This is a genomic window from Streptomyces sp. NPDC006430, assembly GCF_040612395.1.
Taxonomy (GTDB): Bacteria; Actinomycetota; Actinomycetes; order Streptomycetales; family Streptomycetaceae; genus Streptomyces.
Map to the genome: position 1 here is coordinate 25,904 of NZ_JBEXQA010000012.1, position 11,795 is coordinate 37,698.

The window sequence follows — 11,795 nt, forward strand, 5'->3', positions numbered from 1 at the left end:
GTACGTGGTCGGCAATGACTGGCAGAGCCAAGGCCTGTCCATGGCCGCCGCCCTGACCTGCTACAAGAAGCTCGCGAAACTTGCCATGTCAGACGACCTCCAAGCGGTGGTATCTGCAGGTCGGTTCATGATGTGCAGCCGACAGCCTTCTTCGCGAATGGGAAATGCGCGGCGATCAGGCTTGCCAATGCTTGCCTGCGCTTGGGCAGTCTGAGGTCTCGACGGGCGGATACGTCTCGACGACGAACCGACTGGGTTTCCCCTCAGAAGTGCACCGCCCGACCGCGGCAGCCATGGAGTCCGCCACCCGGCCGGTGTCGCCCCCGTCGATCGGCAGGGTGGGGCCGGCTCGTCGGCTCTACCGTCCTGTCGGCGGTCGCGTTCAAGTCCGTTGCACTGCGCCTCCCGTATGGAAAACCGGACCACTGGCTGGGCCACCGCCACCCACGGGGATACGCACCTGCCGGGGGCCCCGTACGGTACGACGCCCCGCTCTGACACGACTGCGGGCCAGTCGCGGCTGACGCTGATCACGGCGAGCCTCAGGGCCTGTTGCCCGGCTGCACCGCATCCGCGCCCCATGCCGCGGACCGTCCCTGTCAGAGAAGGCTCAGGTCAGCGGCCTGGGCCTTCCTCGTTGCCTCAGTGCCTCCACAACTTCCGCCCCTGATCAACGAAAGCCCCGCCCACTAGACTGAACTCCCGTACGTAGAGACACACGTACGAACGGCGCGATGGGCGGGGGCTCAGGATGCAGGAAGGCGATCTGTACGTCTCGGAGGACGGCCTCACCAGGCTGGCGAACGACCTCGACGAGATGCAGGGGTATCTGGAGCGGCAGACCCGCCGGATGGACGAGGTCGTCGACAAGATCGCCGCGGGCTGGCAGGGCCCCACTGCCACCGCGTACCGCTCCTTGCACCGCGGCGTCGCCGAGGACGCCGTGCGCATCCGCCAGGTGGTGGTCCTCCTCGAAGCGGCCGTGCGCGCCTCGCGCGACGGCTTCACCGAGCAGGAGCTCGCGATCCTGGCCTCGTTCCGGCGGACGCAGGAGGGCGAGGACGTGTCCGCGGCCGCCCGCGCCCTGACCGTGCCCGACCCGGCGCCCGCGCCGGACGCCGGCGGACCGAAGAGCCGCCTTCTGGACATCTGAACCACGGGGGATCAGCACATGCCGGACGAAGACCGGATCACTGTCAACTTCGCTACGTTGCAACACCTTTCGGGAGACCTGGAGGAGATCCTCCGCGTCCTCAACGAGAAGCTGGACACGCTGTACGAGCGGGCCACCAAAGCCGTCCTGAGCTGGGAAGGCGAGGCCCGCGAGGTCTTCATCGACGAGCTGGACAAGTGGAGCCGCTCCGCCGACGACCTCAAGGCCGCCCAGGCCTGGCTCCACGAGGTCGTGGTCAAGGGGCACCTCAACTACGCCGCGGCCAACAGGTCCGTACTCGAAGGCTGGGGAGGCGGCGCCTGATGGCCGGCCCCTCTCCCGCGCCCTCACCGGGCGGCAGCGGCACCATCGACGTCAAGCCGACCGACCTCTGGTCGACCTCCGGACGGATCGCCGTGCAGCAGGACTTCCTGATGCGCGGAGCCAACAAGCTCCTGGACGAACTGGGCAAGTACCCCGACGCCGGCGGCGCCGGCACCGAGGCCCAGAAGTTCGCCGAGGCGTACAAGAAGATCGGCAACCGCTGGCTGGAGGTCTGGGGCCGATCCGTGCTCAGCGTCGGCGGCGTCGCCGTCGGGTTCACCGAGACGGCCAACGCCTACACCAAGGCGGACGCGGCGGCCCATCCCAAGCCCGGGAAGACGGCCGAACAGCGCCCGCGGCCCACGGTCATCGACAAGGCCCCGAACTTCCGCTCGGTGCCCGACATCAAGTGGGGTGACGACGACGGCGGTGACGACTTCCTGCGCGGCCTGATGGAAGGCATCCCCGAGATCGTCCGGGACGTCCTCCAGCCCTTGTGCAAACACGTGTTCCGGGTCGGGAAGGTGGCGGACGTCTACCCCTTCCCCCAGCAGCACTACCTCAACTCGCTGTGCCACAGCTGGATGGACGCCTCCATCACGGCGACGACGGTGGCGGACCAGCTCACCCAGTCCGTCGGCGCCATCACCAACCACCAGCAGGCCGACTGGGAAGCCGCCATGCGGACCTTCTGCAGCGCCCTGTGGGGTGCGACGGCATGGGGACAGCAGCGGCAGGGCTACCAGTGGGCGCAGACCGCCAACTCCGGCCCGGGCACCCCCCGCCTTCCCTCGGGCAGCGAACCCGTCCTGGCGGTGCTGAAAGACACGGCCGACAACATCGCCACCATCCTGCGCGAGTACGCGGAAGCCGCCGTCGACCTGAACCGCGACGTCGCGGACGAGCTCCACCGCGCCATGTGGAAGGCCGCCAAGGAGATCATCGACGACCTGGAGAAGCCCAAGGACGCCAAGAGCATCCTCAGCACCGTCACGAACGTCGTCAGCAAGGGTGTGGGTCTGATCCTGTCGTTCGACGTCAAGACCGTGCTGAACATCGACACGGCCAAGCTGAACGGCATCGTCGACAAGTACACCGGCATCCTGGGCGGTCTGACCACCCGCATGGAGGCGCTGAAGGGGCCGCTGGACGAGGCGTACCTGAGCGCTCCCAAGTTCGAGGCCGGGGTCGCCCGTGCGCACGGCTTCGGCGCGCGGGCCCTGGAGGAGTTCAAGGACTCGCAGGTGTGGCTGAAGGTCGACTCGAACGGCAACTACGACCTGAACCTCGGCGCCAACGAGTACATGGCGGACGGCCATACGCTGGACAAGCACGTCGGCAAGACGGACGAGCAGCTGGCGCAGCGCTTGCGCGACCAGCAGTCGAACGGCCCGACGCAGGCATGGCCGTACGGCAAGCCGATGCCGAGCGGCTCCTCGGCCTTCCCGAACTACCAGCGGGCGGAAGACCTGACCGAGTACAACCTCAACAGCAACAAGGCCGCCATCGAGGCGTGGATCAAGGGGCCCCCGCCGGCGTCCGACGGCGACGTCAAGTCGTTCTACGCGACCGCACCCAACGGCGAGACCAGCGGTCGCAGCGTGAGCAAGCAGCCGGTGGATCCGAACGACCCGATGTCCGGGTACAAGCAGGGCGGCCTCGGTGCCAAGGCGTACGACGTGAACGGCATCGACACGCGCATCAAGTACGACAGCAGTCGCAACCCGCCGTTCACCGTGATGACGTCGATGCCCTCGAAGTCATAGCGACCCGCCGAGAAAGGCCAGCACCGCATGTCCGTCGACCAGACGTCCTGGGAAGCCGCAGTACGCCACCTGTACGAGGACGCGTACCCGTACGACGCCACCGGCCCGCGCCGCCACGAGGACTGGATCCTCGACGTCCTCGCGCTGATGGCCCGGGTCCCGGACCCGCGGGGCTGGGCCGGTCTCGACGACGCGGCGCAGGCACCGGAACGCGAGGGGTTTCCCACGTACCCCTTCGCCGTCCACCCCCCGCAGTACGTCGCGGAGCGTCTCCAGGAGATCGACCGGGACAGCGCCGAAAACCTGCTCCTTGCCCTCACGGACGACAAGTGCACCCTGTCCAGCCTGGAGCGCTTCACGGAGAGCGAGGAGGAGCTGCGGGCCATGGCGCGCACGATCCTCGCACGATACGGGGACGCGGCCGGCTATCACACCAACGTCAACAGGCCCGGCCACGTGCGCGGCACGCTCGACTTCGCTTCGTCCGGCTGGGCGTACAGCCCGCTGAGCGTCTACCCGGAGGACTACGGCCTGATCGTCGTCTCGGACACCGAGGTGGGCATGTTCTGGAACTTCTCCGACTACTGATGAACAGGAGATTTGAGAGGATGCCCCCGTGCTGACCCGTTCCGCTTCCTATCCCGACCGGGAGACCGCCCAATGGGCCACCCAGCAGGTGGTGACCGCCAACGAGCAGGCCATCCACCGCTGGCTCGCCCAGAACACCCGGGCCCGTCTCACCGTCGAGGCGGCCTGGCCCTCCCGCGAGGAGCCCGTGGGCAGGGTCCAGCTGGAAGGCGACCTGCTGGCCGGGCACGGGCCCGTCGACGTCCGGGCGGCACGCGTGGTGCTGCGCCGCGAGCCGTCGAGCCCGCACGGCTTCGTCGTCCACACGACCGTCCCGTTCTACTTGTAGGGGCCGCACGAACATGGCTATGAAACCCCTCGAACACGACCGTCGGTACGGGGAGTTGGACCAGGTGATGCGTGCGTACCTGGGGCAGCCCGCCGACGACACCCCGGAGCGGCGCAGCCGGGCGCTGGAGGCGTACCTGCGTCACACCTGGCACACACGCCCCTCGGCCATCGCGGAGGCGGAGCGCCAGCTGCGCGAGTACAGTCGCAACCCTCCGGGCCGGATCAGGCAGGGCCTGGGCGAGTTCTACGGGATCCCGGACACCGGGATGCCCCAGTCGGAGATCGGCGACTGGCTAACGGTGCTGGCCGACCACCTGAAGAAGAGCATCGAGGAGGGCGACGTCCCGGAACCGTCGGCCCCGCAGACGCACTGGGAGTGGCACGCCCGTTTCCCGGAGACCGCGCAACTGCTCGGGGGCTGGTTCTCGCAGGAGATCATCGACGAGTTCCCCGATCACGGCGCTGCCGTGGCCGACTACGCCGCCACCACCCACCCCCAACTGGTCGCACGCCTCGTGGGCGAACTCCACGAGTTGCTCGCCCTCCCCTTGGACGAAGGGGACTACGCCCTGACAGCCGCCGAACTCGGCATGGAGGTCGGCCCGCCCGAGCCGTTCTCCTACGGTGCCTGGTTCCAGTCGCTGGCGATGACGCTGTCCAGTACCTGATCCGACCTTGGCGGCTGGCCCCCTGCCAAACAGCGGCGGGGCCCGCGGTTCATTCTCGCGAGCCCCGCCCTGGGGTGTCGTGCCGCTGCGTCACCTGTGGTGGCACTGCCGATCGGCAGTGCTGGTGGTGACGCCTGTTGCGGTTGGTTGATGGCGGAAGGTTCGGTCGCGGTGTCCGGGTGCACCCGGGGTTCCGGCCAGTGGCGATCAAGACCGCAAGTCAACTACTCGCACTGGTGGGGAGTGAGAAGGGTGCAGGTCCGCACCGCCGACACCGTGCCTTTCGCTGGTTCCGCCACGAACTTGAAATCCTCCCGATTAGTCGCATACGAGCCCGGGTTACGTGTCCCCGGGGGAAGAGCGGGCGGGGTTAGATTCACATAGTGCACGTACCCGAGCATGCCAGACCGCTTATTGATTTCCCCCGGCCATTTCTCAACGCATGACGTCCCCCCGGCGGGCTGCCAGCATGCGAACGCGCCGTTATGCACGCGGCTAGGGGTATTCTTGAAGGCGATAACCCAGTCAGGGCAATAGGCCACGCCCCCGCTTTTGGGACATGCTTGCGTCCAATACCTGTGGTACTCAACGAGTACCCAGTTCCTCGCGTTCGCTGGCGGCTTCGGTGTTGTGGGGCAAATTTTGCCCGCGTAACAGACCCAGAACTTCTCCAGGTGGGGGGCTCTCCCATTGGGCCAGCGGTCCACGTGGGCGATCTCGATGCCCGCATTGTGGACCCGGTAATACCTCAGGTCCTTCGTATCCTGGTAGATGACCGCCACGCCCCGTTTCCCGGGCTCTGGGATTGCCACGTTCGCGGCGTCAGCGGGATGAGCGTTCGTGGAGTAGCCCGGGCCGGCGCTCGCTACGGCAGTGGGGGCGTGGACCTGCTCGTGAACGCTGTTCTCGGCGACTGCGGGTGCGGCGATGAGCACCGAACAGATGACGACTCCCGTCACCGACAAATGACCTCTGATGGACCGCATGAATCTTTTGACAGGCCTGCCGAGGCGACAGGGTTAGAATTCAACGGCCGTTCCACGGGGCGGCCTTTTGTCAGGTCCACGGGCCCCCAAGTGCCGGGGAACCACTTGCCCCGGCCAGCCCACTGTCACATCACCCTCGGCGACAGCTCTCACTCCTCAGGTCATCGACACCCGTCCCGAAGTGGTTCCGTTTGCACGCGTCCGGAAGGACACCGGAAGGGCAATCGTCCGGACAAGACCCGCCATTCCTTTTCGGATCGCTCCCACAGGTGTGCGATAGGTTGCCCGCCATGACTGAACTCGGACCCGTCTCCTGGCCACCCGCCCCGATACGGACCGAACGGCTCGTGCTCCGCGAGTCCGAGGCCCGGGACCGCGCTGCGTTCATCGACCTGTTCGCCTCGCCGGAGGTGGGCACCTACATCGGTGGCGCTCGACCGCGTGACGAGCTCGAACGCGCGGTGCCCGAGGTGCCCGGGCGGCGTCCTCGCTGTTTCGTGGTCGAGCTCGACGGAGCGATGATCGGCATGCTCACGCTCGACCCGCGGGACGCGGAGCGCCGGGGTCACGTCCGTCCGGAGGGCGGGGAGGCCGAGCTCGGCTACCTGTTCCTGCCGGAGGCGTGGGGACACGGGTACGCCGCCGAGGCGTGCGCGGCGGCACTCGACTGGTTCGCCGACGCACTCCCCGGCGAGCCCGTGGTGCTCGCCACGCAGAGCGCCAACGACCGCGCGATGCGCCTCGCGGTGAAGCTGGGCTTCACCGAGGTGGAGCGGTTCGAGGAGTGGGGCGCCGAGCAGTGGTTCGGCGTGCGGTCCTCGCTCACGCCGTCCGGTCGAGGCTCGGCATCTCCAGGCCACGTACGGCGCGGATGAACTGCTCACCGCAGGGCGCGGAATCTGAACAGCCGGATCGGGCGCTACCCGACCGCTGGTGTCTCGGCGGTCGTGAAGATGCGGTCCAGGTGGTGGTGGAGCACGGCGATCGCCGATTCCGGCCCCCGCTGGCCCACCAGGATGCTGGTGCCCAGGGTCGCCGCCATCGCGAGCAGGCTGATCGCTTCCGTTCGCGCGTCGATGCCGGGATCGGCCAGGCCGGAGGCCTGGGCCTGTTCGAGCAGGCCGGCAACCGCGTTCTCGGCGGCGTCGGGATTGTCGATGAACGGCTGGGCGGCCAGGGCCTCGTCGGTCACGGAGAGGATCGCGTAGGAGCTGTAGAGGAGGTGGAAGGTGCGGCCCTCCTCGTCGGTCGGGAGTGAGGCCAGCAGCAGCGCCTCGATGGTCGCACGCGGGCCCGGGTCCGGGCCGGCGGCGGCGAGGCGAGAACCCACCCTCGCGGTGAAGCGGTCGGTCAGGTGCTGGAGTCCGTAGAAGAGCAGCTTCTCCTTTGTCTCGAAGTAGTACTGCACGAGCCGGAGTGAAACCCCGGCCTCCGCAGCCACGTCGCGCATGCCGACGGCATGCAGCCCTCGCCGCCCGGCGACCCTGATCAGCGCCTCGGCGATCTGGGTCCGCCGCTCCCCGTGATCCACACGCTTCGGCATGTGCCGTGTCTCCGCCCGTTGGTGGTGCGCTTTCTGGTCCGGCTCTCCCCCGAACCCTTTCATGGTACCGCCGTACCAACATAATGGTACGCTCGTATCACGAAGAAGGATCCTCCTGGAGGTACCCCGTGCCCGAGAACACGACCCGCGCGCGCCGCGACTCCCCGCGCCGCCCTGACTTTCCACGTGGCAAGGGCAGTTCCAGCGGTCCCGGTGGAGGCTCCTGCCGGGAGCTCAACGAACGAGTGGCACAGCAGGTGCGGTGGGGGCATGCCGAGGACCACCGCGAGGAGGCGCGGCCTCATCCGGGGGGCGCCTGGGTCTCGAACCATCCGCCGGAGGGGAGCGTGTTACGGCGAGCCGGGGGTGGGGTCGCCGGTTCGGACGGGCGGATACCGGGGTTGGCCAGTTCGACGGCTCACGCCTGCGTGAAGGTGGGCAGGGGAATGTCCCTGCCCTCGCGACGCCAATTCGCCTGCTCCAAGGGGTGGTTGGCCCAGGCGACGGCGCAGTGCGGGCGTACGACGCCCCTGCGGGCTCCCGATGGACCGCACACGTCGCAGTTGGCGGTCACCCTTGCTTTCAAAACGCTGCACTCGGGGTGAATCAATATCTATCCCCGCGGTCTAAGGATTTAATGGACCCCGCAGGGAGGATTTCCACGGCAACGCACGGGATGGAAATATCTAACGTACACACGCCACTGCAGCGTGCTACTGTCGTTCTCGGTTGCAGTTTTGGTACCCAAAAACTTCAAGCGCCTCCGGTCGGCCTCCGTGCCACACGGAAGTGCTTCATATTTCCGGGTCATTTTCCGGGCGGGGCATCATCGCGGCGACACGGTGTCCGCACAGCGCGGACGCTGGTGTACTGCCCCAAAGGAGATATGACATGGCTGCTGGCACCGTGAAGTGGTTCAACGCGGCAAAGGGTTTCGGCTTCATCGAGCAGGACGGTGGCGGCGACGACGTCTTCGCCCACTTCTCGAACATTGCCACCCAGGGCTTCCGCGAGCTGATTGAAGGCCAGAAGGTCACCTTCGACATCGCACAGGGCCAGAAGGGCCCGACGGCCGAGAACATCGTTCCGGCCTGACGCTGACGCGCATGGTGCAGCTGGGGCCCGCATCCCTCGGGGCGCGGGCCCCAGCTGCACGTATCTCCCGCAGTGGTTTCGCCTGCGGGACGGAGAATTCGGGGATGCACCCGCTCCGAGCCACACCTTCGACCGGCGTTCTGGACTTCACGCATGCATGAAGTCCGCATGACGTCCGTACGACATCACACGTTTCAGCGCCTGCGCACGTACAGATCCCCTGTAGGCCAGACCCGCTTTCGCATTCCATTCGGTCCGTTCTCGTGATTCCCTGCGCTGCTCATCCGCTGCGGGAATTCCTTGATGGGTGCCGTATCAAGGAAGGTTCTGAATGAACCCCACACGTACGAACGACCGCTCCTCTCGTACCCGCAGCCGCACCGGCGGCCCCGCTTTCGGTACGGGCACCGGGTCGGGTCGGGGCAGCCGCTTGGGCTCGGCCGCCCCGAGCCGTTCCGGGGGTCCGAGCCGCTCGGGCGGCTACGGCCGACGCCCGGCCGCGGTACAGGGCGAGTTCGCCCTGCCAAAGACGATCACCCCCGCGCTGCCCGCCGTCGAGGCCTTCGCCGACCTCGGCATGCCCGGGGAGCTGCTGGCCACCCTCGGCGCGCAGGGCGTGACCGTCCCATTCCCGATCCAGGGCGCCACCCTGCCCAACACCCTCGCGGGCCGTGACGTCCTCGGCCGCGGTCGCACCGGCTCCGGCAAGACCCTGGCGTTCGGTCTCGCCCTGCTGGCCCGCACCGCCGGGCAGCGCGCCGAACCCCACCAGCCGCTCGCCCTCATCCTTGTCCCCACCCGCGAGCTGGCCCAGCAGGTGACCGACTCCCTCACCCCGTACGCCCGCTCCGTAAAGCTGCGTCTGACCACGGTCGTCGGCGGCATGTCGATCGGCAAGCAGGCCGGCGCGCTGCGCGGAGGCACGGAGGTCGTCGTGGCCACGCCCGGCCGGTTGAAGGACCTCATCGACCGTGGTGACTGCCGGCTGAACCAGGTCGGGATCACCGTCCTCGACGAAGCCGACCAGATGGCCGACATGGGCTTCATGCCCCAGGTCACCGCCCTCCTGGACCAAGTGCGTCCCGAAGGCCAGCGGATGCTGTTCTCCGCCACCCTGGACCGCAATGTCGACCTGCTGGTGCGTCGCTACCTGACCGACCCGGTCGTGCACTCGGTGGACCCGTCGGCCGGTGCGGTGACGACGATGGAGCACCACGTCCTGCACGTCCACGGAGCCGACAAGCAGCGAATGACCACGGAGATCGCGGCACGCGAAGGCCGGGTCATGATGTTCCTGGACACCAAGCACGCCGTCGACCGCCTGACCGAACACCTGCTCAACAGCGGAGTACGGGCCGCCGCGCTGCACGGCGGCAAGTCCCAGCCCCAGCGCACCCGCACCCTCGCCCAGTTCAAGAGCGGACACGTCACCGTGCTGGTCGCGACCAATGTGGCAGCGCGCGGCATCCACGTCGACAACCTCGACCTCGTCGTGAACATCGACCCGCCGACCGACCACAAGGACTACCTTCACCGCGGCGGCCGGACCGCCCGCGCCGGCGAGTCCGGCAGCGTCGTCACCCTGATCACCCCCAACCAGCGCCGCGACATGGCGCGCCTGATGGCGGCTGCGGGCATCACCCCGCAGACCACCCAGGTCCGCTCGGGCGAAGAGGCCCTGCACCGCATCACCGGCGCCCAGGCACCCTCTGGCGTCCCGGTCACCATCACCGCACCGGTATCCGAGCGGCCCAAGCGCAGCGCAGCCTCCCGCGGTCGACGCAGGCCCGTTTCGGCCGCACGGCGCGTGAGCGTGCGGCAGTCCGCCTTCGATGCGGCGGCCTGAGAACCAGGTGATCAGGAAGCTGACCCATCTCTGCAGGAGGCACGTTTTGACGCTTGTCCAGATGCAGCCCCGCTCGGCGAACGCCCACCGCAGGCTCGCTGCCCTGCCCGTCGTCGATGAGCAGGGCAGCGCTCTGGGCGTCCTCGCCCTTGCCCGCTGAGCCGCCGCACCGCGGCACAACCGGTCCACTTCTTCTTCCTGCTTCTTCCTGCTTCTTCCTGTGAGGCATCATGCGCTGTGTCATCGCCCGCTTCCCGTTCGACCTGACCAAGAGCGGTGTCCTGGAGTCGATGAAGGGCGTCAAGCCCGAGCAGGTCATCGGCGAGTCCGTGATCATCGGCCGCCGTACCTACCCGGTCAAGCAGGTCGGGCAGGTCATCACCCGCCAGGACCGCCGTGACTTCAGCGCCGGCGAAGTCCTCCGGGCCATGACCCAGCTCGGGTTCACCTGCCGCGGCCTTCCCCGGGCCGCCGCGCCCACGCGCGTCCTCAGCCCGCTCCAGCAGGCTTCCGCGATGCTCGGCATCCCAGTGACCGTCTGACCTACGGGACTGGGTGCGAGCCGACACCCGAACAGCGAGCAGGGCCCGACCGGGACGCGCCGGTCGGGCCCTTCCGCGTACCCGGTCTCTTGCGCGCCTGACCTGCCGCGCAGGCTGCTCTGCACATCCTGGGCCGACCACGAACGTCTAGCTCTCCTCGGCGAGCGCGAAAATCTGCATTGGCCGGAGTAGACATTGGGCGGTGGCGTAGTTATGGTTTCTCTCGTAGCCCAGAGAGACAGCAGGGCCCGGCAGAGACGAACTGCCGGGCAGCAGTACCCGCAGTTGCGTTTCGCAGGGCGGTGCGGTGGTGGAGTTCCGAAGCCAGAGCGGTTGCAGGTCGGCGACGGGACTGACGACCGGACCGGGTGGCCCGCAGTGATCAGGGGCCGCCGTGAGCAGTACCGCAGTTACCGCAGTGGCACTACCCGCAAGTGCAGTTCGCAGTACCCAGCAGTGAAGTCAGTGAGCAGCACCTCGGTGAAGGCGTCGGCTGCGGGCGCGCGCACCGGGAAGTTCGGCAGTGGGGTTCTAAGCCAGAGCAGACGCAGGATGGGCGACGGGGCTGGCTGCCGAAGAGTGGCGCTGTGGCAGGCCACTGAGCAGTACGCATCACCAGCAGTACCAGCAGTACCAGCAGTATCCCGTTTGGTAAGTAGTTGATCACCGAGGGAAGAACGGAGGAGCCAGGCGCCATCAGGATCGCCCGGGCGGCAGTGTGAGCCCGGGTACCGCAGGACATCGATAGTGAGGTGGTCTCCGGTCAAGCAACCGCGATCCCCGCACTCCCGGCAGCATCTCGGTCGGGTCAGCGGAAACACAGGGTCGGCGCAGTTCCAGGGCCGACAGATGGTGTAGTAGTTCCTTCGGGGCCCTGGTGCCGTACGGCACCAGGGCCCCTCCATGCGTTCCACGAGAGAGGTGCAATGACAGCAGACGACTCGTTCGGCCGTC

Annotated in this window: 11 protein-coding genes; 10 read left to right on the forward strand and 1 reads right to left on the reverse strand. The window is 67.8% G+C overall.

Going from position 1 to position 11,795, the window contains the following annotated elements:
* Window positions 1–751: 751 nt before the first annotated feature.
* The 7 genes from ABZZ20_RS19240 to ABZZ20_RS19270 all read left to right on the forward strand — a co-directional run bounded on the left by ABZZ20_RS19240 (window position 752) and on the right by ABZZ20_RS19270 (window position 6,690).
* Window positions 752–1,153, forward strand: a complete 402-nt coding sequence (locus ABZZ20_RS19240) for a WXG100 family type VII secretion target (RefSeq protein ID WP_356870969.1) — start codon at window positions 752–754, stop codon at window positions 1,151–1,153.
* 18 nt (window positions 1,154–1,171) lie between these two features.
* Window positions 1,172–1,477 (forward strand): WXG100 family type VII secretion target, encoded by a 306-nt coding sequence (locus tag ABZZ20_RS19245; protein WP_356870971.1) that lies wholly within the window; start codon window positions 1,172–1,174, stop codon window positions 1,475–1,477.
* Window positions 1,477–3,243 carry an RNase A-like domain-containing protein gene (locus tag ABZZ20_RS19250; protein WP_356870973.1) on the forward strand — a complete coding sequence of 589 codons (1,767 nt, stop codon included), beginning with the start codon at window positions 1,477–1,479 and terminating at the stop codon, window positions 3,241–3,243. The genes ABZZ20_RS19245 and ABZZ20_RS19250 overlap by 1 nt, the downstream gene beginning before the upstream one ends.
* A 27-nt stretch (window positions 3,244–3,270) precedes the next feature.
* Window positions 3,271–3,831, forward strand: coding sequence for a hypothetical protein (locus ABZZ20_RS19255; protein WP_356870975.1), 561 nt, complete (start codon window positions 3,271–3,273; stop codon window positions 3,829–3,831).
* 28 nt (window positions 3,832–3,859) lie between these two features.
* Complete coding sequence (locus ABZZ20_RS19260) at window positions 3,860–4,159, forward strand: RNase A-like domain-containing protein (RefSeq protein WP_356870977.1); 300 nt, start codon at window positions 3,860–3,862, stop codon at window positions 4,157–4,159.
* A 13-nt stretch (window positions 4,160–4,172) separates the two neighbouring features.
* Complete coding sequence (locus ABZZ20_RS19265; protein ID WP_356870979.1) at window positions 4,173–4,829, forward strand: contact-dependent growth inhibition system immunity protein; 657 nt, start codon at window positions 4,173–4,175, stop codon at window positions 4,827–4,829.
* A 1,276-nt stretch (window positions 4,830–6,105) separates the two neighbouring features.
* Window positions 6,106–6,690, forward strand: coding sequence for a GNAT family N-acetyltransferase (locus tag ABZZ20_RS19270; protein WP_356870981.1), 585 nt, complete (start codon window positions 6,106–6,108; stop codon window positions 6,688–6,690).
* A gap of 44 nt (window positions 6,691–6,734) precedes the next feature.
* Here ABZZ20_RS19270 and ABZZ20_RS19275 read toward each other — a convergent pair whose 3' ends face one another.
* On the reverse strand, window positions 6,735–7,358 hold the full coding sequence (locus ABZZ20_RS19275) for a TetR/AcrR family transcriptional regulator (RefSeq protein ID WP_356870983.1): 624 nt from the start codon (window positions 7,356–7,358) through the stop codon (window positions 6,735–6,737).
* Window positions 7,359–8,249: 891 nt separating this feature from the next.
* On the opposite strand from ABZZ20_RS19275, the gene ABZZ20_RS19280 reads away from it, so the two are divergent.
* The 3 genes from ABZZ20_RS19280 (at window position 8,250) to ABZZ20_RS19290 (ending at window position 10,841) form a co-directional block, all read left to right on the forward strand.
* The gene (locus ABZZ20_RS19280) at window positions 8,250–8,453 is read left to right on the forward strand and encodes a cold-shock protein (RefSeq protein ID WP_356870985.1); all 204 of its coding nucleotides are present in this window, start codon (window positions 8,250–8,252) and stop codon (window positions 8,451–8,453) included.
* Between the two features lie 331 nt (window positions 8,454–8,784).
* Window positions 8,785–10,299, forward strand: coding sequence for a DEAD/DEAH box helicase (locus ABZZ20_RS19285; RefSeq protein ID WP_356870987.1), 1,515 nt, complete (start codon window positions 8,785–8,787; stop codon window positions 10,297–10,299).
* A gap of 230 nt (window positions 10,300–10,529) precedes the next feature.
* Window positions 10,530–10,841, forward strand: coding sequence for an SCO5918 family protein (locus tag ABZZ20_RS19290; RefSeq protein ID WP_356870989.1), 312 nt, complete (start codon window positions 10,530–10,532; stop codon window positions 10,839–10,841).
* Window positions 10,842–11,795: the final 954 nt, after the last annotated feature.

Bases quoted from the DNA above. Each gene is read 5' to 3' on its own strand.
- ABZZ20_RS19255 (WP_356870975.1), top strand. From the start codon at position 3,271: ATGTCCGTCGACCAGACGTCCTGGGAAGCCGCAGTACGCCACCTGTAC.
- ABZZ20_RS19280 (WP_356870985.1), top strand. From the start codon at position 8,250: ATGGCTGCTGGCACCGTGAAGTGGTTCAACGCGGCAAAGGGTTTCGGC.
- ABZZ20_RS19290 (WP_356870989.1), top strand. From the start codon at position 10,530: ATGCGCTGTGTCATCGCCCGCTTCCCGTTCGACCTGACCAAGAGCGGT.
- ABZZ20_RS19285 (WP_356870987.1), top strand. From the start codon at position 8,785: ATGAACCCCACACGTACGAACGACCGCTCCTCTCGTACCCGCAGCCGC.
- ABZZ20_RS19275 (WP_356870983.1), bottom strand. From the start codon at position 7,358: ATGCCGAAGCGTGTGGATCACGGGGAGCGGCGGACCCAGATCGCCGAG.
- ABZZ20_RS19240 (WP_356870969.1), top strand. From the start codon at position 752: ATGCAGGAAGGCGATCTGTACGTCTCGGAGGACGGCCTCACCAGGCTG.
- ABZZ20_RS19250 (WP_356870973.1), top strand. From the start codon at position 1,477: ATGGCCGGCCCCTCTCCCGCGCCCTCACCGGGCGGCAGCGGCACCATC.
- ABZZ20_RS19245 (WP_356870971.1), top strand. From the start codon at position 1,172: ATGCCGGACGAAGACCGGATCACTGTCAACTTCGCTACGTTGCAACAC.
- ABZZ20_RS19270 (WP_356870981.1), top strand. From the start codon at position 6,106: ATGACTGAACTCGGACCCGTCTCCTGGCCACCCGCCCCGATACGGACC.
- ABZZ20_RS19265 (WP_356870979.1), top strand. From the start codon at position 4,173: ATGGCTATGAAACCCCTCGAACACGACCGTCGGTACGGGGAGTTGGAC.